Raw genomic sequence first — 24,067 nt, forward strand, 5'->3', positions numbered from 1 at the left:
AGTGGTCCATCAGGCGACCTCGGGCAGCGGCGCCGCCGTCACGTGCCGGCGCGACCGCATCAGCGGCTGGATCCGGGTCCCGAAGGCGTCGAGGCCCTCGAGGAAGTCGTCGAAGACCAGCAGCACGCCCTCCACCCCGTCGAGGGTCATGAGTTCGTCGAGCATCGCGGCCACGCTGGCGTAGCTGCCCACCAGGGTGCCCATGTTGAGGTTCACCGCCGAGGCCGGGTCGGCGAGCTGGCGCACGTTGGTGTCGCCGCCGGACTTGGTGTCGGCCGCGCCCTGCACGCCGAGCCAGGCGATCGCCTCGGCATCCGCGCCCGCCTTGTAGTGCGCCCAGGTGGCCATGGCGGCGGCGTCGGTCTCGTCGGCGATGATCATGAACAGGGCGAAGGCGGTCACCCGCCGCCCGGTCCGCGCGCTGGCCTCGGCCAGCTTCTCCACCACGGGCGCGAAGGCGGTCGGCGTGTTGAGCCCTTTCCCCAGGCAGAAATTGTAGTCGGCGTACTGGGCCGTGAAGGCCAGTCCGGCGCCGCTCTGGCCGGCGCAGATGATCTTCACCGGCGCCTGCGGCCGGGGACTCAGCCGGCAATCGTTCATCTGGAAATACGTGCCCTTGCGGTCGCTGGCGCCTGTCTCCCACAGGTCGCGCAGGATCTGGGCATACTCGGCCAAGTAATCGTAGCGCTTGGCAAAATACGCGTCCCCCGGCCACAGGCCCATCTGGTCGTATTCCGGCTTCTGCCAGCCGGTGACGAGGTTCAGGCCGAAGCGCCCGTCCGAGATCGAGTCGATGGTCGCGGCCATGCGGGCCACGATGGCGGGCGGCAGGCACAGGGTCGCCGCGGTGGCGAACAGCCGGATCCGGGTGGTCACGGCGGCGAGCCCCGCCATCAGGGTGAAGGATTCGAGATTGTGGTCCCAGAACTCGGTCTTGCCGCCGAAGCCGCGGAGCTTGATCATCGACAGGGCGAAGTCGAGCCCGTAGCCCTCCGCCTTCAGGGTGATCGCCCTGTTGAGCGCGAAGCTCGGGCGGTACTGCGGGGCGTTCTCCGACAGCAGCCAGCCGTTGTTGCCGATGGGGATGAACACCCCGACGCTCATGGCCTGTGCCGGACGGGCATCGGCGCTGTCGTCCGCGTGGCTCTGCATCATCGTCCCGCGCTCCGCCCGGTCGGTTCCCCCGGAACCGAGTCGGCGCCCGGAGGCTCGCAAAACCGCGGCGGAGGGTCAAACCCGCGGTGCCCGTCGGGCGCGAAAATGCCCATCTTTCCAGCGACTTGCACAACCGGGTCGCGGTGCCTGCTCAACCCGTGCGCGTCCCGACTGCCCGCGCCGTTCCGCCGAACCGCGCATCCGTGCGGCGCGATGACCGACGACGGCGCGTCGATCGCGGCCGGCATTGCTGCCGGCATTGTCGCGGACGTGGCGGAGACCATCTTCCCGTGACGAAGATGGATCTCGGTCCGATCCTGCGGGACCCTGCCGGAGTGACAGCGATGCGCGCGTGGCCCGTCCTGCTCCTCGTCCTCGGCCTCGCGGGGCCGGCGGCGGCCGACGAGGCGGGGCGCGCGGCGGCCCGGGCGGTGATCGCCAAGCAGGAGCAGGCCCTGGGCCGCGACGACGCGCAGACCGCCTACGAGCAGGCCGCGCCGGGGATCCGGGACCTGTTCCCGAATGCCGACCTGTTCATCGGCATGGTCCGCAACCAGTACCGTCCGGTCTACCGCCACCGCAGCTTCGTGTTCGGCGAGGCGCACGACACGGACGCGGCGGGCGTGGTCCAGTCGGTGGCGATCCAGGACGAGTACGGCGTCGACTGGACCGCCGAGTACAGCCTCGCCCGCGACGCGGACGGGCAGTGGCGGATCACCGGATGCCGCCTGACCAGGGCGCCAGGCACGCGGGCCTGAGGATGCGCGCCTGAGGGGCGCCCGCCGCCGGTGCGGCGGGCGCGGAGGCCCGGCTCAGGGCCGGAAGGCGGCGAGCCGGTCGAGCATCTGCAGGCTGACGTCGGCGCAGGCCTTGGTCGTGTCGTCGTCGGCGCATTTCACGTCGACCCGCGCGTCGCCGCGCTCCAGCACGATGTGGGCGGCCCGCGACGGCGGCGGGGGCGGCGGAGGACCGTCGGGGGGGTCTGCGCGAGGGCGACGGTGCCGGACAGCAGCGCCGCGACGCCCGCGAGGGCGATGATTCGGGTCATGTCGGCTCTCTCCGAGACGGGATCCGCCCCGGCGGCCCGGGGCCGCGGGGCGGTCCGGCTCTAGGACGCGGCCGGCCAACCGGCCCTGAACCGGCCCGTTCAGCCCCGGTTAAACCGCCGGCCCCGTCCCGGCGCGGACCGGCCCGAGATCCGTGTCACGCCGCGCGCCCGCGCGCCGGACCGGCAGCGACTTCGGCGGCGCGCGCGTTCGGCTTTCGACAGGTCCGCCCGCATCGTGTAGAGGGGGCGCCTTCCCTCGGAGGACCCTGTGCTCCACGTCTCGACTCGCGGCGAGGCCGCGCCGCTCTCGTTCTCGGATGCGCTCCTGGCGGGCCTCGCCCGCGACGGCGGGCTCTACGTGCCGCAGACCTGGCCGCAGATCGGCCATTCGGAGATCGCCGCCCTGGCGGGCCGGCCCTACGCGGACGCCGCCAAGCGGGTGCTGCGCCCGCTGATCGACGGCGACATCGCCGGGCCGGACTTCGACCGGATGATCGACGCCGCCTACGCGACGTTCCGCCACCCGGCCGTCTGCCCGCTGACCCAGCTCGACGACAACCTGTTCCTGCTGGAGCTCTTCCACGGGCCGACGCTCGCCTTCAAGGACGTGGCGATGCAGCTGCTCGGGCGGCTCATGGACCACGTCCTGGCCGAGCGCGGCGCCCGCGCCACCATCGTGGGCGCGACCTCGGGCGACACCGGCTCGGCCGCCGTGGAGGCCTTCGGCGGCCTCGACCGGGTCGACGTGTTCATCCTCTACCCGCACGGGCGGGTCTCGGAGGTGCAGCGCCGGCAGATGACCTCGGTGCCGGCGCAGAACGTCCACGCGCTGGCGGTCGACGGCACGTTCGACGATTGCCAGAATCTGGTCAAAGCCCTGTTCCAGCACGCCGATTTCGCCGACGCGGTGCGGCTGTCCGGCGTCAACTCGATCAACTGGGCCCGGGTCGCGGCGCAGGCCGTGTACTACTTCACCAGCGCGGTGGCGCTGGGCGCGCCCCACCGGCCGGTCTCCTTCGCGGTGCCGACCGGCAATTTCGGCGACGTGCTGGCGGGCTGGGTCGCCAAGCAGATGGGCCTGCCGGTCAACAGGCTGATGATCGGCACCAACGCCAACGACATCCTGGTGCGGACCCTGGAGCACGGCGCCTACGAGCTGCGCGGCGTGGTCCCCACCACCTCGCCCTCGATGGACATCCAGATCTCGTCGAACTTCGAGCGGCTCCTGTTCGAGGCTTTGGGGCGCGACGCCTCGTCCCTGTCGCGGCTGATGGCCGGGCTGAAGCAGTCCGGCGGCTTCGCGCTGAGCCCGGAGGTGCTGGCCACGGTGCGCGCGGAGTTCGACGCCGTGGCGGTGCCGGAGCCCGACGTCATGGCGGAGATCGCCCTGACCCAGGCCGCCACCGGCGTGGTGCTCGATCCCCACAGCGCCATCGGCGTCCGGGCCGGTCGCCGGCTCCTGGAGCAGGACCCGGCCACCCCCGTGGTGGCGCTCGCCACCGCGCATCCCGCGAAATTCCCGGACGCGGTCGCCAAGGCCACGGGCGGGCTGCGTCCCGCCCTGCCCCCGCACCTCGCCGACCTGATGGACCGGCCCGAGCGCCTGACCCGGGTCGCCAACGATCAGGCCGCCCTGGAGGCGCTCATCCGCGAGCGCGCCCGCATCACGAGGGGTGCGTGAGCGTGGCGCGAGTCACGCGACGCGCGCCCTCTCCCGTGCGGGAGAGGGTTGGGGTGAGGGTCGAGAACTGTCCGGAGAGGTCGCACCCCTCACCCTGTCCCTCTCCCGTGCGGGAGAGGGGACCCGCGCCGCATCCGGCCCCCTCCGCGACGAGCCGTCGATGAACCAGCATTTCTCCACCCACGCCGCCTCGCCGTCCCTCCGCACGACGCGGCTCGAGAACGGCGTCACGGTGGTCACCGAGCCGATGCCGGGCGTCGCCACCGCGAGCCTCGGCGTCTGGGTCGGCGCCGGCTCGCGCAACGAGCGCGCCGACGAGGCCGGCCTGTCCCACCTCATCGAGCACATGGCCTTCAAGGGCACGCGGACGCGCTCGGCGCAGGCGATCGCCGAGGCGATCGAGAATGTCGGCGGCGAGATCAACGCCGCGACCTCCACGGAGGGGACGAGCTACACCGCCCGGGTGCTCGGCGAGGATGCCGGCCTCGCCCTCGACGTGATCGGCGACATCCTCACCGATTCGGTGTTCGACGCGGGCGAGCTCGCCCGGGAGAAGGGCGTCATCCTGCAGGAATACGCCGCCGTCGAGGACACCCCCGACGACGTGGTCTACGACGCGTTCACGGAGGCCGCCTTCCCGGACCAGCCGGTCGGCCGGCCGATCCTCGGGCGGCCCGAGACGATCCGGAGCTTCGACGAGGCCGGGATCCGCGCCTATCTCGACCGGGAATACACGCCGGACCGCATCGTCGTGGCCGGGGCCGGGGCCGTCACCCACGAGGCGATCGTGGCGGCGGCCGAGCGCCATTTCGGCGCCCTGCCCGCCAAATCCGCCCCCGCGTCGGTGCCGGGAATCTACAGCGGCGGCGAGCGGCGGATGCCGCGCAAGCTCGAGCAGGCCAACGTGGTGATCGGCCTGCCGGGCCTGTCTTTCCGGGACGAAAGCTACTACGCGCTGCACATGTTCGCGCAGGTGCTGGGCGGAGGCCTGACCTCGCGGCTCTGGCAGGAGGTGCGCGAGACCCGTGGGCTCGCCTACGAGATCCAGGCCTTCCACTGGCCGTTCTCCGATTGCGGCCTGTTCGGCATCGGCGCCGGCACCGCCGGGGCGGACCTGCCCGAACTCGTCGACGTGACGCTGGCGGCCACCGCCCGGGCGGCCCGCGACCTCGACGCCACCGAGATCGCCCGCGCCAAGGCGCAGCTGAAGGTGTCGCTGCTCTCGGCCCTGGAGACGCCCGGCGGGCGCATCGAGCGCAACGCCCGCCAGATCCTCGCCTGGGGCCGGGTGATCCCCGCCGGGGAGGTGATCGACAAGGTCGACGCCGTCACGGTGGCGGATGTCCGGGCCGCGGCGGCCGCGATTCTGCAGGGCACGCCGACGCTGGCGGCGATCGGCCCGATCCGCAAGCTGCCCGCCCTCGACAGGATCGCGGGCGCGCTCCGGGGGGCGTAGGGCGGCTTCGGTCGGTCGCCGCGCCACCGTCTCTGCGAGCGGAGCGAAGCAACCCGGAACAGCGCGCGCTCGGACCGGAGCGTCTCCCTGGGTCGCTTCGCTCCGCTCGCGATGACGGAGACACCCGGAACGGCCATCTCCCGCCCCGCCCAACTTGATTTGGCCGCAAAGGGGCGCGATCCGCGGGCGGTGGACCGGCCCCGGGGCGACCTTGCCCCAGGCCGGGCCCGCGCCTATCGATCGAGGCCGCCCGGGCGGCCGATGCCGAAGCTCGCACGGCCGGAAGTCAAGACACCCTTGCGCATCCTCGCCCTCCTCCTGACCCTGGTCGGCGGTCTCGTCGGTGCCCTCGCGCTCACGCTCGCCTCGAGCGCGCCTGCCCAGGCCGTGGAGGCGGTCCGCGTCACCCTCGACGCGCCGGTGATCGACCTGACCAGCGCCATCGAGCGCTACCGCTCCGACGGCGACCTCATCCAGATCTCCACGGCGCCCGGCAAGGACGGCATCGTCCGGCGCATCGTCGTGAAGGCGCGCGACGCCGGCGCCCGGCCCGACTGGATCGTGTTCGCGCTCACCAACGACACCGACGAGCAGATCGACCGCATCCTGGTCGCCCCGCATTTCCGGCTGGTCGATTCCGGGGTGATCTGGCCCGATCTCGGCGGCTCGCGCATCGCCGCCATCACGGCGAGCCAGGGCATCCGGCCCGAGCGGGACGAGAACCCGGAGGCCGACCAGTTCACCATCACGCTGGATCCCGGCGCCACCGTCACCTACGTGGCCGAGCTGCGCGGCTCCAACGTCCCCCAGCTCCGCCTCTGGGACCAGGACGCCTACCGCCGCAAGACCGCCGGCCTGACCCTCTACAAGGGGATCATCATCGGGATCAGCGGCTTGCTGGCCCTGTTCCTGACCATCGTGTTCGTGGTCAAGGGCGCGATCATCTTCCCGGCCGCCGCCGCGCTCGCGTGGTCGGTGCTCGCCTATGCCTGCATCGATTTCGGCTTCCTGCAGCGGGTCTTCCCGGTCACCGAACTCGCCGAGCGGGTCTACCGGGCCTCCGCGGAGGCGGTGCTCGGGGCGACGCTGCTGGTCTTCCTGTTCGCCTATCTCAACCTCGCCCGCTGGCACGTGCGCTACAGCCACGTGGCGTTCTTCTGGCTCGCCTTCCTGGCGGGCCTCGTCGGGCTCGCGGTGTTCGACCCGCCGGTGGCGGCGGGCGTGGCGCGGATCTCCATCGCCGCGGTGGCCGGCATCGGCCTGCTGCTGATCGTCTACCTCGCCGCCCATAACGGCTACGACCGCGCCATCCTGCTGGTGCCGACCTGGCTGCTGCTGGTGGTCTGGGTCACGGCCGCGGGCTTCGCGGTCACCGGTCAGATCGGCAGCGACCTCGTGCAGCCCGCCCTGATCGGCGGCCTCGTGCTGATCGTGATGCTGATCGGCTTCACGGTGCTCCAGCACGCCTTCGCGGGGGGCGGCCTCAGCCACGCCCTCGTGTCCGACACGGAGCGGCGCGCGCTGGCGCTGACCGGCGCCGGCGACGTGGTGTTCGACTGGGACGTGCCCGCCGATCGGGTCTTCGTCGGCCCGGAGATCGAGGGCCAGCTCGGCCTCGCCCGCGGCACCCTGGAGGGGCCGGCGACCAACTGGCTCGGCGCGCTCCACCCCTTCGACGTGGAGCGCTACTCGGCGGCCCTCGACACGGTGATCGAGGAGCGGCGCGGGCGCATCGTCCACGATTTCCGCCTGCGCTCGGAGGCCGGCACGTTCTTCTGGTACCGCCTGAAGGCGCGGCCGGTGATCGGCGCCGACGGCGAGGTGATCCGGGTGGTCGGCACCATCGCGGACGTCACCGAGATCAAGACCGCCGAGGAGCGCCTGCTCCACGACGCCGTGCACGACAGCCTGACCGGCCTGCCGAACCGCGAATTGTTCGGCGACCGCCTGGACGCGGCCCTCGCCTTCGCCGGCCAGGACCAGCGCCTCAAGCCCACCGTGATCGTGCTCGACGTCGACCGGTTCAAGGGCATCAACGACGCGATCGGCCTCTCGGCGGGCGACTCGATCCTGCTGACCCTCTCGCGCCGGCTCGGCCGCCTGCTGCGGCCGCAGGACACCCTGGCCCGGGTGGCGGGCGACGAGTTCGCGGTGATCCTGCTCTCCGAGCGCGACCCCGACCGGATCCTGGCCTTCGCCGAGATGATCCGCCGGGCGATCGCCACGCCGATCACCTACGCCGACCGCGAGATCTTCCTGACCGTCTCGATCGGCCTCGCCCTCTACGAGGCCGGCGCCAACCTGAAGCGCGACGAGGTGTTCAAGAGCGCCGAGATCGCCATGATCCAGGCCAAGCGCAACGGCGGCGACCGGATCGAGGTGTTCCGCGCCCATATGCGCACCGACCGCTCGGACCGGCTGATGCTGGAGAGCGACCTGCGCAAGGCGATCGAGCGCAACGAGCTGAAGGTGCTGTTCCTGCCGGTGGTGCGCCTCGAGGACCGCACCGTGGCGGGGTTCGAGACCGTGCTGCGCTGGGACCACCCGAAGCTCGGGCGCATCCCCGCCTCGACCTTCCTGCCGCTCGCCGAGGAGAGCGGCTTCGTGGTCAACCTGGGCATCTTCGCCCTGGAGCGCACCGCCCTGGAACTCGCGGCGTGGCAGCGCTCCCTGGAGGTCGAGCCGCCGATCTTCGCGGCCTGCAACCTGTCCTCGCGCCAGCTCCTGCGCCACGACCTCCTGCACGACGTGAAGACCGTGCTGGCCCGCTCCGGGGCCCTGCCCGGCTCGCTCAAGCTGGAATTCAGCGAGAGCCTCGTGATGGAGAACCCGGAATACGCCGCCCAGATGCTGGCGCGGATTCACGACCTCGGCGCCGGCCTGTGCCTGTCGGATTTCGGTACCGGCTACTCGGCGCTCTCCTATCTCCAGCGCTTCCCCTTCGACACGATCAAGGTCGACGCGACCTTCGTGCGCCAGATCGGCACCGGGCAGACCGCGATCCTGCGCTCGATCGTGCGGATGGCGAGCGAGCTGAACCTCGCCATCGTGGCGGAGGGCTGCGAGTCCGAGGCCGACGCCCAGGCGCTCGCCGGCCTCGGCTGCGAGTACGCTCTCGGCCCCGCCTTCGGCGAGCCGATGACCATGCTGCAGGCCCGCCAGATCGTCGGTGCCGCCCCGGAAGCGGCCTGAGGTTAGTTCCGGGCGGCCCGATCCGGTCCAGTGCCGGCCGACGATCCCCGTATTGGCAGGTGATGCGATGACGCCCGAACAGGTCCGGCTCGTGCAGGACAGCTTCGCGAAGGTGCGGCCCATCGCCGGGACGGCGGCCGACCTGTTCTACGACCGCCTGTTCGAGATCGCCCCGCGGGTGCGCGACCTCTTCCCAGGCGACATGACCGAGCAGAAGCAGAAGTTGATGGCCATGCTCGGGCTGGCGGTGGCCAACCTGAACCGTCCGGACACCGTGGTGCCGGCGCTCCAGGATCTTGGGCGCAAGCACGCGGCCTACGGCGCGCAGGATTCCCATTACGCGCCGGTGGGCGCCGCCCTGCTGTGGACCCTGGAGCAGGGCCTCGGTCCGGACTTCACCCCGGAGGTCCGGGAGGCCTGGGCCGAGACCTACGCGCTCGTCGCCGGCGTGATGAAGCAGGCGGCCGCGGGCGCGGCGTGAGGGCGGCGTGAGGGCGGCCCCGGGGCCCCGAGGGACCCCGAAGCGGCGAAAGTCGCCGATCGGTTTAAGTCCGCCTTAACCATGTCCGATCAAGCTCCTGTTGATGGACGGGCCCTTCAGCGCCCGCGAAGGGGATGGTCGGATGGCCGAGGCGGCACGGCGTTACCAGCAGGCAGGCGGCTCCGACCTCGTGCGCCGCCTGATGGCCCGGCCGGTCCGGCTGGAGCAGCAGGCCCGGACCCGGATGCCCCTCCGCGACCCGCGCCCGGTCGACGCGTTCGCCGATCCCTTCGCCGCCACGTTCTCCGACACGTTCTCCGACACGTTCTCCGGCGGTGCGGAGGCGCAGGACGAGGCCGACGAGATCGCCCGCCTCGAGGCCGAGCTGCAGGTGATGAAGGCGGTACTTCGGGCCCAGCGGCAGGAGGTCGAGTCGCTGCGGGCGCAGCGCCAGCTCCTCACCGAATCGGCGCCGACCGACGATGTCCGCGCGACCCGCGAGCGCTGGGCGGCCCTGGTCGACTCGCTCCTGATCCGCGCCCGCTGATCCGTCACCAGGGCATGCGGGGGAGAGCCATGGGGGCGCGCTGCTCACTCGTCGTCAACGGTCGGTCGGTGCGCGTCTCGACCGGCGACACGCCGCTGGAGGCGGCGCTGGCCGAAGGCATGATCGCGCCGCTGCAGGCGCAGCCCGGCAACCTGCTCGCCGGGCAGGGCTTGATCCATAACTTGGCCCAGGGCAGCGCCGCGCCGTCAGGCCGTCGCCACCCGGCCCGCCGGGCCCGGGCCGAGGCCCTGCGGCCCGCCCTCCCCGGCGCCCCGATCCAGGGCCAGGAGGAGGCGCCGCCGCCGCCCGTGGCCGTCCGCAAGGGCACGGTCACGGAGATCCGCCGGCTCAGTCCCGGCATCCTCGAGATCGTGGCGACCCTGACCCGTCGCCCGACCGGCGAGCCCGGCCACCAGGCGCTGGTGACCTTCGCGGGGCTGCCGACGCGGACGCTGTCCCCGACCCTGCGGGTCGACGGCACGACCGAGATCAACGACGTGGTGTTCCACGTCGCCCGCGATCCCGAGGGCGATCCCCTCGACGGAATCCGCCTCGACCAGCCGATGCGGCTCAAGGGGCCCGTCGGCCGGGGGCAGTACCGCCCCGGGGGCGGCCGCCTCGTGCTGGTGGCGGCCGGGGCCGGCTTCGGCGCGATCTGGGCGATCGCCCGGGCGGCCCGCTACGTCGAGCCCGCCCGCGAGATGGCCCTCGCCGTCGGCGCCCGCGACGCCCTGGACCTGTACATGCGCGAGAGCCTGGACTGGCTGCGCCGCACCGGCGTCGGCCGGATCGTGCTCTGCGCCGATCGCGGCCGCCAGCGGCCGCCGGACGTGCGCTCCGGCCCGCTCAGCGCCCACCTGCCGAGCCTGCGGGCCACCGACGTGGTCCACGTGGCGGGCGACGTCTCGACCGTCGGCGCCGTGCAGGTGCTCGCCGCCTCGGTGGGCGCCCGCTGCTACCCGATCGTGATCGACTGACCGCCGTCGCCTCGACGCGGCGGCGCCCGGCTGCTACCGGCGCCGGGCCGGCCGCACGGGGCCGATCCTGAGCCCGATCCGAGCCCCGATGGTCCGCGTCCTCTGCCTCGGCTACAGCGTCACGGAGCTGCCGGGCTACGTCGAGCGGGCCAACGCCCTGGCCGAGGCCGAGGGGCGCCCGGTCACGTTCCTCCGCAGCGGTTGGGGCGGCCATTCCCTGCCCTCCGTCGCCGCACTGATCGACGAGATCCTGGACGCGATCCCCTGCGACCGCGTCCTCCTCGAGCTGTTCACCGGCAACGTCCGCTACTTCGACGGCGCGACGATGCGGGCCTATCTCGACGACATCCTCGCGGCGACCGCCCGGCGGAACCTGCCGGCCGCCTTCCTCAACCTCCACCAGGGCGGCGTCGACTACGCGGCCGAGCCCGTCGCCGGCCTGCTGGCGGAGTACCGCGCCCTCTACGGGATTCCCTACCTCGACATCGCGGAGCCGGTGGCGGCGGCCGGGGCGGGCGACATCACCTATCTCCTGAAGGACGCGACCCACGTCACGCCGGCGGGCGCCGACCTCTACGGCCTCCTGGTCTACAGCTTCCTGCGCGCGCCGCCGCCGGGCCGGGCCTATATCGACCGGTTCCGGGACCTGCCGGTCCGGTTCGAGGCCCTGCCGCTGCGCGCCCTCCCCGGCCTGTCCTGCGGGTTCGCCCTGCGCCGCAACGGCATCCCGCTGGACTTCCTGGAGATCCCGGAGGGCGCGCGCGTCGCCGTTCCCCTCGGGCGCCCCCGCGACGTGATCGGGCTCCTCGTGACCTACGGGCCGCAGGCGGGCACGCTGACGGTCCAGGACCCGGCGACCGGGCGGACCCAGGCCCTCGTCGCCTACGACGAATTCTCCTACTACACGCGCTCGATGTTCCGCAGCGTGACCCTCCCGGCGGCGCGCGCGCTGACGCTCGCGCAATCGGCGGAACGGCCCGACATCGCCCTGCGCAAGGGCGCGCCGGATCCGGGCCCGCGGATCGGGCGCGTGTCGCACGTCGTCTGCCGGCGCAGGCTGAGCCTCGCCCAGCGCGCCGCGCGCCTGCTTCACCGGCTGCGGCGCGGTCTGCGCCGCATCGGGCTGCGGGTCGGTCTCGCCCGCGGGGCCTGAGAGCCCGCGCCGGGCGCCGAGCAGGCCGCGTGGGCGGCGATCGCCCCGATCCCGGCCCACGCGGTTCGTCGGTCCGACGGGCGGTTCAGCCGAGCCGGACCCGCCAGATCTCCTCGGCGTATTCGCGCATCGCCCGATCGGAGGAGAACCACGCCATGCGGGCGGTGTTGCGAATCGCCTTGGCCCACCAGCCGCGCGGGTCGCGCCACGCGGCGTCGATGGCGCGCTGCACCCGCCAGTAATCGTCGAAATCGGCGGTGAGCAGGTACTGGTCGCGCCGGCGCAGGTCGTCGGAGAGCGGCCGGAACCGGCCCGGCTCCTCCGGCGAGAACCGCCCGGAGGCGATCATGTCGAGCGCCGCCGCCAGCCGCGGCGAGGCCTGGATCGCCTCGGCCGCGTAGTCCGGCTCGGCCTGCCGGGCGCGGACGCCGTCGGCTTCCAGGCCGAAGATGAAGATGTTCTCCGCCCCGACATGGTCGCGGATCTCGATGTTGGCGCCGTCGAGGGTGCCCACCGTGAGCGCGCCGTTCAGGGCGAACTTCATGTTGCCGGTGCCCGAGGCCTCCATGCCGGCGGTGGAGATCTGCTCGGACAGGTCGGCGGCCGGGATGATCGATTCCGCGAGGCTCACCGAGTAGTTCGGCAGGAACACGACCTTCAGCCGGTCCGCGACCTCGGGATCGTCGTTCACCGCCTTGGCGACGTCGCAGGCGAGCTTGATGATCAGCTTGGCCCGGACGTAGCTCGGCGCCGCCTTGCCGGCGAAGATCTTGACCCGGGGCGTCCAGTCCCGGTGCGGCTCGGCCTTGATCGCCTGGTAGAGCGCGACCGTCTCGACCACGTTGAGGAGCTGGCGCTTGTACTCGTGGATGCGCTTGACCTGGACGTCGAACAGCGCGGCCGGATCGACGTCGATGCCGGTGCGCTCGGCGATGAGCGCCGCCAGGGCCTCCTTGCGCTCCCGGCGCACGGCCGCGTAGCGCGCCACGAAGGCCGGATCCTCGGCGTGGGCCTCCAGGCCCCGGAGCAGCTCGGGATCGTCGAGCACGCCGGCGCCCACCGTCTCCACGGCGAGCCGGGTGAGGCCGGGATTGGCGTTGTGGAGCCAGCGGCGGAAGGTGATGCCGTTGGTCTTGTTGACGATCTTGTCCGGATCGAGGGCGTGCAGGTCGGAGAAGACCGTCGAGCGCATCAGGTCCGTGTGCAGGGCCGAGACGCCGTTGACCCGGCGGGCGCCGTGGAAGGCGAGGTGCCCCATCCGCACCCGCCGCCCGTGCGACTCGTCGATCAGCGAGATCGAGGCGAGGTAGGCGGCGGCATCCGCCGGCCCCTGCCGGCCGTGCTTGGCCTGCTCCTCCAGGTGCATCCAGTTGATCAGGTAGATGATCTGCATGTGGCGCGGCAGCAGCCGCTCCATCAGCTCCACCGGCCAGGTCTCGAGCGCCTCGGGCAGGAGAGTGTGGTTCGTGTAGTGCAGCGTGTGCGTGGTGACGTGCCACGCATCCTCCCAGGAGAGGCCGTGCTCGTCGAGCAGGACGCGCATCAGCTCCGGCACCGCGATGGCCGGGTGCGTGTCGTTGAGCTGGATCGCCGCGTGGTCCGGCAGGGACCGGACGTCGCCGCGCTCGGCCACGTGGCGGGCGATGAGATCCTGGATCGAGGCCGCGGTGAAGAAGTATTCCTGGCGCAGGCGCAGCTCCTGGCCCTCGGCCGAGGAATCGCTCGGGTAGAGCACCCGGGAGATCGCCTCGGCGCGCATCCGCGCGGCGACCGCGCCGACATGGTCGCCGGCGTTGAAGCGGGCGAGGTCGATGGGCTCGCCGGCCTCGGCCTTCCACAGGCGCAGGCCGTTGACGTGGCGCCCGCGCCAGCCGACCACCGGCACGTCGTGGGCCACCGCCCGCACGGTCTCGGCCGGCTGCCAGTGGCGCCGGATTACCCCCTCCTCCGGCGAGGACAGCGTGACGGTGCCGCCGAAGCCGATCGTGTAGGTCGCCTCGGGCCGGGCGAATTCCCAGGGGTTGCCCTCGGCGAGCCACGTCTCCGGTGCCTCGCGCTGCCAGCCGTCCTCGAAGGACTGGCGGAACAGGCCGTGGTCGTAGCGGATGCCGTAGCCCATGGCCGGGATGCCGATGCTGGCCATGCTCTCCATGAAGCAGGCGGCGAGCCGCCCGAGGCCGCCATTGCCCAGAGCCGCGTCGGGCTCGGCCTCCTGCACGGCGTCGAGATCGATCCCGAGCTCCCGGAGCGCGCTGCGGGTCGTCTCGGTCAGGCCGAGATTGTTCAGGGCGTCCGACATCAGCCGGCCGATCAGGAATTCCAGCGATAGGTAGTAGACGCGCTTGTTCGGCACGCTCCGCTCCGAGGCCAGCGCCGCGGCCACGATCCGCTCGCGCAGGGCCAGCGCGGTCGCGGCGAACCAGTCGCGCGGGCGGGCGGTCTCGGGCGTGCGGCCCAGCGCGAAGGTGAGCTTGGCGCGGATCGCCTCGCGCAGGTCCACCACGGCGTCGCCGCTGCCGGACAGCACCGGGGCGGTCCAGGCGGCCGGGGCGGGCGCCTCGGCTGCGCGCTCGTCGCGCGAGACATCTTGTGGCACAGGCCGGGTCAGAACATCGTTCAACACGTGCGGGTCCCCCAAAGTCGTCTCCCCGGATTCTAGCGCCGGGGGTATCGTGGGCGGATTATCTCTTTTGATGGATTGCCGCCGCATGAACGGACGAGCGATCCGTGCCCCGAAGCGCCCGACGTTGCGGTCGGCTTCCGGCGAAGTCGTGGCAGCGCCGCTCCGGCGGAGCGCACGGGCACGGCGAAGGAGATATGGCCCGGCAGCGTGACATTCCAGACACAGCTCCGCGCGGCGGCACTGCGCGAGGGGCATGCGCGCGGGGAACGCGGATCCCAGCCATTGCGTGAACGAGGTTCCGGAGGGGGTTCGGAGCGCGGTCCCGAACCGGCGGTCCGCGGCCGGCGCGCGCTCGGAGCGCATCCATCGCCGGTCGCCAGCGCGCGGGTCAGCGGTTAAGCGTGGGCCGCCGATGCGAGGGGCGCAGCATGACCGACACCGTCTGGTGGAAGCGCGGGACCGTCTATCAGGTCTACCCGCGCTCCTTTCAGGACACGAACGGCGACGGGGTCGGCGACCTGCCGGGAATCACGGCGCGGCTGGACTACCTGGCGTGGCTCGGGGTCGACGCCGTGTGGATCTCGCCGGTCTACCCGTCGCCCATGGCGGATTTCGGCTACGACGTGGCGGATTACTGCGGGATCGACCCGCTGTTCGGCACGCTGGCCGATTTCGACGCCCTGGTGGCGGAGGCCCATCGGCGCCGGCTGAAGGTCATCCTCGACTTCGTGCCGAACCACTCCTCGATCGCGCATCCGTGGTTCGCGGAGAGCCGTTCGTCGCGCGCGAGCCCGAAGCGGGACTGGTACATCTGGCGCGACCCGGCGCCCGGCGGCGGCCCGCCCAACAACTGGCTGTCGAATTTCGGCGGCCCGGCCTGGACGCTGGATGAGACCACCGGCCAGTACTACTACCACGCCTTCCTGGCGGAGCAGCCGGACCTGAACTGGCGCAACCCCGCGGTGCGGGCGGCCATGCACGACGCGCTCCGCTTCTGGCTGGAGCGCGGGGTCGACGGCTTCCGGGTCGACGTGATCTGGCACCTGATGAAGGATGCGGGTTTCCGCGACAACCCGGCCAATCCCGACTACGCGCCGGGCTCGCCCGAGATCAACCGCTTCGCCCAGGTCTACTCCGCCGACCGGCCCGAGATCTTCGACGTGATTGCCGGCATGCGGGCGGTGCTGCGCCAGTACGGCGAGCGGGTGCTGATCGGCGAGATCTACCTGCCGGTGGAGCGGCTGGTCGCCTATTACGGCCCGGACCTCACCGGGGCCGACCTGCCGTTCAATTTCCAGCTGATCCAGACGCCGTGGCGGGCCGACGCGGTGGCCGATCTCGTGGCGCAGTACGAGGCGGCGCTGCCCGAGGGCGGCTGGCCGAACTGGGTGCTGGGCAACCACGACCAGCCGCGCATCGCCGCCCGGGTCGGGCCGGCGCAGGCCCGCATCGCCGCGATGCTGCTGCTGACCCTGCGGGGCACGCCGACCCTCTACTACGGCGACGAGATCGGGCTCGGCCACGTGCCGATTCCCCCGGACCGCGCCCGGGATCCCTGGGAGCACAACGAGCCCGGGCACGGCCGCGACCCGGAGCGCACGCCGATGCAGTGGGACGACAACCCCCAGGCCGGCTTCTCCACGGCCGAGCCCTGGCTGCCGCTGGCGGCGGATTGGGCAGCCTGCAACGTCGAGAGCCAGCGCTCGGATCCGGGCTCGATGCTCACCCTGTACCGGCGGCTGCTCGCCCTGCGCCGCGACCACGCGGCGCTCGCCGTGGGCGGCTACCGTGAGGTGCCGCTGGGGGTCGCCGAGGTGTTCGCCTACGAGCGCTTCGCCGACGAGACTGTCCTGCGCGTGCTCCTGAATTTCGGCGCGGCGACGCAGGATCTGCCGCTGCCCGAGGGCGCCTGGACCGTGCTGCTCTCGACCCGCCCGGGGCGCGCGGGCGAGCCGGCCGGCCTCACCCTGGCGCTGGAGCCCGCCGAGGGCGTGATCCTGCGCCGCGCCGAGTGAGGGGAAGCCCGCGCCCCGGCGCCCGCCGGCCCGAGGGCCGAATTAGGTGTCCGGCGCGCCCGTCCTGCCTGACAGGGATTGTCGACCGGCCCCTCCGGCACGGCCGGGGAGCGCCGTCCTGGGCCTGAGACCCGTATCGGGGCTCCGAAATCGGCCGCGCGGCCGCGATTTCTCGCTGCGACGCCACATAGGTAAGTGAAGCTTAATGCGCACGGTGGCCTATTTTGTGCGTCGCAACGGAACCGTCGCGGCGAAGGAGCATTGGCCGTGGTTGAGATCGTGACAGCCGTGCCTGCCCGATCGTCTGCCAGACCGGGGCATTCCGCCCGGCCAGGATCAATGCTGATGCTCGATGCGCGCCGTGGTGGTTCCTTCGCCGAGTGGTCGTCCGGCGAAGGGAACGGCGTCGGCCCCATTCCCGTTCCGGCCCGGCCGGCCTCGCTGCGCCGCCGCATCCTCTACGCGACGCCCGAGATGGCGGATTTCGTGAAGACCGGCGGCCTCGGCGAGGTCTCGGCCGCCCTGCCCCGGGCCCTGGTCCCGCACTACGACATCCGCGTCCTGATCCCGGGCTACCGGCAGGTCCGCGCCGCCTTCCCGGAGATCCCGGTCGTCGCCCGGCTCGAAGGGTTCGCGGGCGTTCCGGCCTGCGACCTCGGCCTGGTCGAGGCGGCCGACGGTCTGCGGATCTACGTCCTGCTCAGCCCCGATCTCTACGAGCGCGACGGCACGCCCTACGGCGACCAGCACGGCGATTTCGGCGACAACGACCTGCGCTTCGCCCGCCTCAGCCTCGCGGCGGCGGACCTCGCCGCCGGCGCCGATCCCGACTGGGCGGCCGACCTCCTGCACCTCAACGACTGGCAGGCGGCGCTCGCCCCCGCCTATCTCGCCTGGCGCGGCCGGCGGGTCCCGAGCGTGCTGACGATCCACAACCTCGCCTACCAGGGCCTGTTCCCCCGGGACGCCCTGCCCCGGCTCGGCGTCCCGGACGCGGCCTTCCAGGTCGACGGCGCCGAGTTCTACGGGCAGCTCTCCTTCCTCAAGGCGGGCATCTTCTACGCCTCGCAGGTCACCACGGTGAGCGAGACCTACGCGCGGGAGATCCAGACCCCCGAGATGGGCTGCGGCCTCGACGGTCTCCTGCGCACACGCGCCGGCCAGGGCCGGCTCGCCGGCATCCTCAACGGCATCGACGAGACCTGGGATCCGACCACCGACCCGCACCTCGCCACGCGCTTCGAGATCGACGACTGGAAGGGCAAGCGCGCCAACACGGAGGCGGTGCGCCAGCAATTCGGCCTCGCCGTCTCCCGCGGGCCGCTCTTCGCCATCGTGTCGCGCCTCGTCCACCAGAAGGGCATCGACCTGAGCCTGCAGGCGGCCGAGACCATCGTGGCCGGGGGCGGCCAGCTCGTGGTGATCGGCCAGGGCGAGGGCCGGTTCGAGCAGGCGCTCCAGGGACTCGCCAAGCGCCATCCCGACGCGGTCGGCGTGCATGTCGGCTTCGAGGAGGCGCAGGCCCGGCGGATGTTCGCGGGCAGCGACTTCCTGCTGATGCCCTCGCGCTTCGAGCCTTGCGGGCTGGCGCAGATGTACGCCCAGCGCTTCGGCTCCCTGCCGATCGTGCGGCGCACCGGGGGCCTGGCCGACACGGTCGAGGACGGCGTGACGGGCTTCACCTTCGCGGAGCCCTCGGCCTCGTCCTTCGGGGCGGCGGTCCGCCGGGCGCTGGAGGCCTTCGGCCAGAAGAAGCGCCTCAACGCCATGCGGCGGCGGGCGATGTCGGCCCGCTTCGGCTGGGACCAGGCCGCCGACAACTATGCCGGGCTCTACGGCCGGGCCATCGGCAACAGCGTCGGGCTGCGCTGGCGGGCGGCGTAGGATCGACGTAGGCCGCGATGATGGAGCGCGACGTGCCCCCTCTCCCGTGCGGGAGAGGGGTGGGGTGAGGGTCGAGAGCGGTCCGAACTGAGCGCGCCGTCGACGCACCTTGCGCTCGCGCCTCTGCGGCCGACCGCACGCCCCTCGCCCTTTCCCTCTCCCGCACGGGAGAGGCGACCCGCGCTGCACCCTGTGCCGTGTCGCCGTTCCCGCCCCGCCGGCACGGCGGGGTGCCTGCGGGGCTTGCCCCGCGGGCGGGGCGAAGGTCTCACCCCTCCAGCAGGAAGATCATCGTCGCCAGCGGCGGCAGGGTCAGCGACAGGCTCTGCTTCTGGCCGTGGCTCGCCTGATCGTCGGTATGGCGCCCACCCTGGTTGCCCAGGTTGGACCCACCGTAGACCCCGGCATCCGAGTTGAACGCCTCCCGATAGAAACCCGCCTGCGGCACGCCGATCCGGTAGCCCTCCCGCGGCACCGGCGTGAAGTTCGACACCACGACCGCGACCTCGCCGGGCTTGGCGCCCTTGCGGGCCCAGGCGATGACGCTGTTGTCCTGGTCGTCCGCCACCAGCCACTGGAAGCCGGTATGCTCGACGTCGCGGCTGTAGAGCGCCGGGGTCGACACGTAGAGCCGGTTCAGGTCGCGGATCACGCTCTGGACACCCTTGTGCAGGGGATCCTCCAGCAGGTGCCAGTCCAGGCTGTTGTCGTGGTTCCACTCCCGCTCCTGGCCGAACTCGCCGCCCATGAACAGCAGCTTCTTGCCGGGATGCCCCCACATGAAGCCGTAATAGGCCCGGAGATTCGCGAATTTCTGCCAGCGATCGCCCGGCATCTTGCCGAGCAGCGAGCCCTTCCCGTGCACGACCTCGTCGTGGGAGAGCGGCAGGATGAAATTCTCCGAGAAGGCGTAGAGCAGCCCGAAGGTCAGGTTGTGGTGGTGGTAGCGGCGGTGGATCGGATCCTCCTGCATGAAGTGCAGGGTGTCGTGCATCCAGCCCATGTTCCACTTGAAGCCGAAGCCGAGGCCGCCCGTGTAGGTCGGGTGCGAGACGCCCGGCCAGGAGGTCGATTCCTCCGCCACCGTGATCGTCCCCGGGGCGTGGCTGTAGGTCGCCTCGTTAGTCTTGCGCAGGAAGTCGATGGCGTCGAGGTTCTCGTTGCCGCCGTAGCGGTTCGGGATCCACTCGCCCTGGCGGCGCGAGTAGTCGAGGTAGAGCATCGACGCGACCGCATCCACGCGCAGGCCGTCGAGGTGGTAGTGCTCCAGCCAGAACCGGGCGTTGGCGGCGAGGAAGGTCGCGACCTCGGTCCGCCCGAAATTGTAGATGTAGGTGCCCCAGTCCTGGTGGAAGCCCTGGCGGGGATCGGCGTGCTCGTAGAGATGCGTGCCGTCGAACAGGCCGAGCCCGTGGGCGTCGAGGGGGAAGTGGCCCGGCACCCAGTCGAGCAGCACGCCGATCCCGGCCGCGTGCGCGGCGTCCACGAAGGCCGCGAAATCCTCGGGCGTGCCGAAGCGGCTCGTCGGCGCGAACAGCGAGACCGGCTGGTAGCCCCAGGACCCGTCGAACGGGAACTCGGTGATCGGCAGCATCTCGATATGGGTGAAGCCCAGATCCTTGACGTAGGGGATCAGCCGCTCGGCGAGTTCCCGGTAGGTCAGGTAGCGGTTGCCCTCCTCGGGCACCCGCGCCCAGGAGCCGAGATGGACCTCGTAGACCGAGATCGCCGCGTGGCGCGGGTCCTTGGCGCCCCGGGTGCTCATCCAGCCGGAATCGCGCCAGTCGAACTCGCCCGACCCGTGGGTGACCGAGGCGGTCTCCGGCGGGTGCTGGGCCGCGAAGGCGACCGGGTCGGCCTTGAGCGGGACCAGGGATCCGTCGGGCCCGCGGATCTCGAACTTGTAGCGCACGCCGGCCTTGAGGCCCGGCACGAACAGCTCCCAGATGCCGCCGTCCTGCCAGAGGCGCATCGGGTGGCGCCGCCCGTCCCAGTCGTTGAAGTCGCCGACCACGCTGACCTTGCGGGCATTCGGGGCCCAGACCGCGAAGCGGAAGCCGTCGATGCCGTCGAGCTGCCCCGACTGGGCGCCGAGCATCCGGTAGACGAGGTTGGTGCCGACCTCGCGCAGGGAGGCGACGTCGTACTGCTCGATCGAGGAGCCGAAGCCGTAGGGGTCGTAGCGGCGGCGCTTGGTGCCGTCCCAGGACTCGACCTCGATCTCGTAGAGCGGCCGGTGCTCGCCCTCGGCCTTCGCGACCCAGAACCCGTCCGGGTGGCGCTTCTCGAACGGCACGGCGCGGCCGTCCATCACCAGGGCGGCGGCCCGCGCCTCGGGCAGCACGGCGCGCACCTCCCAGGCCTCGGGCCCCACCCGGTGGGGGCCGAGCACCGCGAAGGGGTCGCCGTGGTTGGCGGCCATCAGCGCGGCGATCGCGTCCGGGTGGACGCTCGGCGGCTGCGCGGCGCGGGAGCCCGGGACATCCGCGTTCCGCGCCGTCCCCGCCTCCGGGGCGGCCGGCACTGCGAAGGTCTCGTCGATCGCCGTCATTCAGATGCTCCGGGCTCGTGTCCGTCCGTGTCCAGAATGGTGAGAACCCCACGGGCGGGGATTTCGATCCAGTCCGGCCGGTTGTTGGCCTCGTAATCGACCTCGTACAGGGCCTTGGTCAGCAGGCAGAGGCGCAGCAGCCGGGTCCTGGAATCGGGGTCGGTCACCGCGGCCCGCGAATTCGCGACCGCGGTCTCGTAGCCCGCCAGGAACGCCGCCTCGATCATGCCGCGCCACGCCGTGGCGGCGTCCCGCGCCCGCTCCTCGGAATCGGCGAACCGGGCGGTGATCTCCCGGATCACCGTCTCGGCGCCGTACGCGAAGGAGCGCATCAGCCCGGCGACGTCCCGCAGGGGCATCGACTTGGCCCGGCGCTCGTCGGCCGGCCGCGAGGGCTCGCCCTCGAAATCGACGATGATCAGGTCGTTCTCGGCGACCAGCACCTGGCCCAGGTGGTAGTCGCCGTGGATGCGGGTCTTGTGGGCGCCCCGGACCGGCGCTTCGGTGAGCGACGCGATCAGCGCCTCGACCGCGCCCCGGCGCTGGCCGAGCTCCGCGCAGGCCGGCTTGCCGGCATCGAGGCCCCGGTCGGCGAGGCCCTTGAGCGCCCGGAAGGCGCGCTCGGCCTGGTGGCGGGCATCGCGCGCCAGCACGGCGAGGTCGTCCCCGGTGAACGGCTCGGCCGCGAAGGCCGGGTCGTCGGTCTCGATGGCGAGCGCCGCGTGCAGCTCGGCGGTGCGCCGGCCGAGCAGGTCGGCCCAGGGCCGGTGGGCCTGGAACGCCTCCTCGGGGGTCGCGGCCTCGCTCTCGGGGGTGAGCACCACGGTCTCGAAGTCCCGGCGCAGGCCTTCCAGCATCAGGGTCCAGGCGTCACCCTGGTTCATGACGAACCGCTGGAGCACCGCCAGCGCCGTGCGGGTGCCGTCCTCGGCCACGTGCTCCAGGGTGCCGAGCAGCGCCGGGGTGTTGGAGAAGCCCGCCTGCTCGGTGAGGAAGCGCCCGACCTCGATCTCGGGATGCAGGCCCGGCTGCAGGCGGCGCAGCAGCTTGAGCATCATCTTCGAGCCGATGGCGATCGAGGTGTTGCTCTGCTCGCCCGAGAGCCGGCGGATATCGGCCACGTCGACCGTGACGTCCGGGTCGAAGGCCGAGGTGACGGCGAAGACGAGCCGCCCGGTCTCGGTGGGGATCTCGCGGGCCTGCCGCATGTCGTCGATCAGGCAGGCGGCGAAGTCGTTGGAGCCGGCCGCGCCGTAGAGCAGGCCGGTGCGCGGGCCGCGGCGCACCCGCGCCACCGCGAAGGGCATGAGGGTCTCGTCCTCGCGGCCCTCCTCGACGCCCACCGGCACGAAGTATTCCTGGGTCTCGCCGTTGGCGAGCTGCACCTGCAGCCGCGGCAGCAGGAAGCGCGCGCTGCCGTCGACGTCCTTCAGGGCGGCGCAGTCGACGACCTTCGTGGCCTTGATCCGCGAGCCCTTGGCGCCGAACCAGCGCCGGCTCGTCAGGAAGGGCGGCACCACGGTGCGCTCGAAGGCGACGCGCTCGCGCCCGCTCATCAGGGTCTCGATCCCGCCGGTGAGCACCAGGGTGAACAGCTCCGGCGGCTCCTGCTGCGGGCCGACCACCCCGGAGCGCGCGGCGCTCAGGCTGAACCAGTAGAAGCCGTAGGACGGCAGGGTCAGCAGGTAGGGCAGGTCGCCGATCGGCGGGAACTCGGTGCCGCCGGTGAGCTCGATCGGCACCGCGGTGCGGAGTTCCGACAGGTCGAGCTGCACCGCCTGCGGCGCCCGCGACAGGTTCGCCACGCACAGGATCCGCTCGTCCTCGTGCTCGCGGATCCAGGCCAGGACCTTGCGGTTCGACGGGTACAGGAACTGGATCGTGCCGCGCCCGAGCGCGACGCTGTTGTTGCGGATCGCGATCATGCGCCGCGTCCAGTTCAGCAGGCTCGTCTGGGCCTGGGTCTGCGCCTCGACGTTGATGGCGTCGAAGCCGTAGATCGGGTCCTGGATCGCCGGCAGGAACAGCTTCTGCGGGTTCGCCCGCGAGAAGCCGCCGTTGCGGTCGGGGCTCCACTGCATCGGGGTGCGCACGCCGTCGCGGTCGCCGAGATAGATGTTGTCGCCCATGCCGACCTCGTCGCCGTAGTAGAGCACCGGCGTGCCGGGCATCGACAGGACGAGGGACTTCATCAGCTCGATCTTGCGCCGGTCGTTCTCGAGGAGCGGCGCGAGGCGGCGGCGGATGCCGAGGTTGATCCGGGCCCGCCGCTCGGCGGCGTAGAACGACCAGAGGTAGTCACGCTCCTCGGCCGTGACCATCTCGAGCGTCAGCTCGTCGTGGTTGCGCAGGAAGATCGCCCACTGGCAGCCCTCGGGGATCTCCGGGGTCTGGCGCATGATGTCGGTGATTGGGTGCCGGTCCTCCCGGGCGATCGCCATGTACATCCGCGGCATCAGCGGGAAGTGGAACGCCATGTGGCACTCGTCGCCGTCGCCGAAATACTGCGCGGTCTCCTCCGGCCACTGGTTGGCCTCGGCGAGCAGCATCCGGTCCGGGTAGCTCGCGTCCAGCGCGGCGCGGATCGCCTTGATGACGTCGTGGGTCTCGGCGAGGTTCTCGCAGTTCGTGCCGTCGCGCTCGATCAGGTAGGGGATCGCGTCGAGCCGCAGCCCGTCGACGCCCATGTCGAGCCAGTAGCGCATCACGTCGATTACCGCTTCCAGCACCTTCGGGTTGTCGAAGTTCAGGTCCGGCTGGTGGCTGTAGAACCGGTGCCAGAAATACTGCTTGGCGACCGGGTCCCAGGTCCAGTTCGACGCCTCGGTGTCGAGGAAAATGATCCGCGTGTCCCGGTACGGCTCGTCGGTGTCCGACCAGACGTAGAAGTCGCGCTCCGGCGAGCCGGGGGGCGCCTCGCGGGCGGCCTGGAACCAGGGATGCTGGTCGCTGGTGTGATTGATGACGAGCTCGGTGATGACCCGCAGGCCGCGCTCGTGCGCCGCCTCCACGAAGGCCTTGAAGTCCTCCATGGAGCCGTAGGACGGGTTGATGTCCCGGTAATCGGCGATGTCGTAGCCGTCGTCGCGGAGCGGCGAGGGGTAGAACGGCATCAGCCAGATCGCCGTGACGCCGAGGTCGCGCACGTAGTCGAGGCGCTGGGTCAGGCCCACGAAATCCCCGATCCCGTCGTTGTTCGAGTCGAAGAACGACTTGACGTGGATCTGGTAGATGATGGCGTCACGGTACCATTGCGGGTCGCTGCGATCGATCATCGCGTCGCTGCCTCATCGGTCGAATCGGA

General features: G+C 71.8%; 14 protein-coding genes. 10 read left to right on the top strand and 4 right to left on the bottom strand.

The window, feature by feature from the left end:
- Window positions 1-9 precede the first annotated feature (9 nt).
- Complete coding sequence (rutA, locus tag MOTC310_RS00675) at window positions 10-1,104, bottom strand: pyrimidine utilization protein A (protein WP_331301440.1); 1,095 nt, start codon at window positions 1,102-1,104, stop codon at window positions 10-12.
- A gap of 395 nt (window positions 1,105-1,499) precedes the next feature.
- Between rutA and MOTC310_RS00680 the strand changes: the two genes are divergently transcribed.
- The 8 genes from MOTC310_RS00680 to MOTC310_RS00715 all read left to right on the top strand — a co-directional run bounded on the left by MOTC310_RS00680 (window position 1,500) and on the right by MOTC310_RS00715 (window position 11,690).
- The gene (locus tag MOTC310_RS00680; RefSeq protein WP_331294383.1) at window positions 1,500-1,913 is read left to right on the top strand and encodes a DUF4864 domain-containing protein; all 414 of its coding nucleotides are present in this window, start codon (window positions 1,500-1,502) and stop codon (window positions 1,911-1,913) included.
- Window positions 1,914-2,471: 558 nt separating this feature from the next.
- Complete coding sequence (thrC, locus tag MOTC310_RS00685; RefSeq protein WP_331300458.1) at window positions 2,472-3,884, top strand: threonine synthase; 1,413 nt, start codon at window positions 2,472-2,474, stop codon at window positions 3,882-3,884.
- A 160-nt stretch (window positions 3,885-4,044) separates the two neighbouring features.
- Window positions 4,045-5,340, top strand: a complete 1,296-nt coding sequence (locus MOTC310_RS00690) for a M16 family metallopeptidase (RefSeq protein WP_331294381.1) — start codon at window positions 4,045-4,047, stop codon at window positions 5,338-5,340.
- Between the two features lie 261 nt (window positions 5,341-5,601).
- A complete protein-coding gene (locus MOTC310_RS00695) occupies window positions 5,602-8,532 on the top strand; it encodes an EAL domain-containing protein (RefSeq protein WP_331294380.1) in 2,931 nt (976 codons plus the stop codon).
- A 67-nt stretch (window positions 8,533-8,599) separates the two neighbouring features.
- Complete coding sequence (locus MOTC310_RS00700) at window positions 8,600-9,013, top strand: globin family protein (RefSeq protein ID WP_331300459.1); 414 nt, start codon at window positions 8,600-8,602, stop codon at window positions 9,011-9,013.
- Between the two features lie 142 nt (window positions 9,014-9,155).
- A complete protein-coding gene (locus tag MOTC310_RS00705) occupies window positions 9,156-9,560 on the top strand; it encodes a hypothetical protein (protein ID WP_331300460.1) in 405 nt (134 codons plus the stop codon).
- A gap of 29 nt (window positions 9,561-9,589) precedes the next feature.
- Window positions 9,590-10,537, top strand: a complete 948-nt coding sequence (locus MOTC310_RS00710; protein ID WP_331300461.1) for a ferredoxin reductase domain-containing protein — start codon at window positions 9,590-9,592, stop codon at window positions 10,535-10,537.
- An 88-nt stretch (window positions 10,538-10,625) separates the two neighbouring features.
- Window positions 10,626-11,690 (top strand): SGNH/GDSL hydrolase family protein, encoded by a 1,065-nt coding sequence (locus tag MOTC310_RS00715; RefSeq protein WP_331294376.1) that lies wholly within the window; start codon window positions 10,626-10,628, stop codon window positions 11,688-11,690.
- A gap of 85 nt (window positions 11,691-11,775) precedes the next feature.
- Here the strand turns inward: MOTC310_RS00715 and MOTC310_RS00720 are convergent, their stop codons facing one another.
- Complete coding sequence (locus MOTC310_RS00720) at window positions 11,776-14,313, bottom strand: glycogen/starch/alpha-glucan phosphorylase (RefSeq protein WP_419539836.1); 2,538 nt, start codon at window positions 14,311-14,313, stop codon at window positions 11,776-11,778.
- A gap of 428 nt (window positions 14,314-14,741) precedes the next feature.
- Here MOTC310_RS00720 and MOTC310_RS00725 point away from each other — a divergent pair, with 428 nt between their 5' ends.
- Window positions 14,742-16,328 carry an alpha-amylase family glycosyl hydrolase gene (locus MOTC310_RS00725; RefSeq protein ID WP_331300463.1) on the top strand — a complete coding sequence of 529 codons (1,587 nt, stop codon included), beginning with the start codon at window positions 14,742-14,744 and terminating at the stop codon, window positions 16,326-16,328.
- 345 nt (window positions 16,329-16,673) lie between these two features.
- Window positions 16,674-18,212 (top strand): glycogen synthase GlgA, encoded by a 1,539-nt coding sequence (glgA, locus tag MOTC310_RS00730; protein WP_331294373.1) that lies wholly within the window; start codon window positions 16,674-16,676, stop codon window positions 18,210-18,212.
- A gap of 268 nt (window positions 18,213-18,480) precedes the next feature.
- Here glgA and glgB read toward each other — a convergent pair whose 3' ends face one another.
- Both glgB and treS read right to left on the bottom strand, forming a co-directional pair.
- Complete coding sequence (gene glgB / locus MOTC310_RS00735; protein WP_331300464.1) at window positions 18,481-20,763, bottom strand: 1,4-alpha-glucan branching protein GlgB; 2,283 nt, start codon at window positions 20,761-20,763, stop codon at window positions 18,481-18,483.
- The gene (gene treS / locus MOTC310_RS00740) at window positions 20,760-24,038 is read right to left on the bottom strand and encodes a maltose alpha-D-glucosyltransferase (protein ID WP_331300465.1); all 3,279 of its coding nucleotides are present in this window, start codon (window positions 24,036-24,038) and stop codon (window positions 20,760-20,762) included. The genes glgB and treS overlap by 4 nt, the downstream gene beginning before the upstream one ends.
- Window positions 24,039-24,067: the final 29 nt, after the last annotated feature.

Origin of the sequence: Methylobacterium oryzae (assembly GCF_036441375.1) — a bacterium.
GTDB lineage: Bacteria > Pseudomonadota > Alphaproteobacteria > Rhizobiales > Beijerinckiaceae > Methylobacterium > Methylobacterium oryzae_A.

Coding starts and splice junctions, on each gene's coding strand:
- rutA (WP_331301440.1), bottom strand. CDS start 1,104: ATGAGCGTCGGGGTGTTCATCCCCATCGGCAACAACGGCTGGCTGCTG.
- MOTC310_RS00680 (WP_331294383.1), top strand. CDS start 1,500: ATGCGCGCGTGGCCCGTCCTGCTCCTCGTCCTCGGCCTCGCGGGGCCG.
- MOTC310_RS00690 (WP_331294381.1), top strand. CDS start 4,045: ATGAACCAGCATTTCTCCACCCACGCCGCCTCGCCGTCCCTCCGCACG.
- MOTC310_RS00695 (WP_331294380.1), top strand. CDS start 5,602: ATGCCGAAGCTCGCACGGCCGGAAGTCAAGACACCCTTGCGCATCCTC.
- MOTC310_RS00700 (WP_331300459.1), top strand. CDS start 8,600: ATGACGCCCGAACAGGTCCGGCTCGTGCAGGACAGCTTCGCGAAGGTG.
- MOTC310_RS00705 (WP_331300460.1), top strand. CDS start 9,156: ATGGCCGAGGCGGCACGGCGTTACCAGCAGGCAGGCGGCTCCGACCTC.
- MOTC310_RS00710 (WP_331300461.1), top strand. CDS start 9,590: ATGGGGGCGCGCTGCTCACTCGTCGTCAACGGTCGGTCGGTGCGCGTC.
- MOTC310_RS00715 (WP_331294376.1), top strand. CDS start 10,626: ATGGTCCGCGTCCTCTGCCTCGGCTACAGCGTCACGGAGCTGCCGGGC.
- MOTC310_RS00725 (WP_331300463.1), top strand. CDS start 14,742: ATGACCGACACCGTCTGGTGGAAGCGCGGGACCGTCTATCAGGTCTAC.
- glgA (WP_331294373.1), top strand. CDS start 16,674: ATGCTCGATGCGCGCCGTGGTGGTTCCTTCGCCGAGTGGTCGTCCGGC.
- glgB (WP_331300464.1), bottom strand. CDS start 20,763: ATGACGGCGATCGACGAGACCTTCGCAGTGCCGGCCGCCCCGGAGGCG.
- treS (WP_331300465.1), bottom strand. CDS start 24,038: ATGATCGATCGCAGCGACCCGCAATGGTACCGTGACGCCATCATCTAC.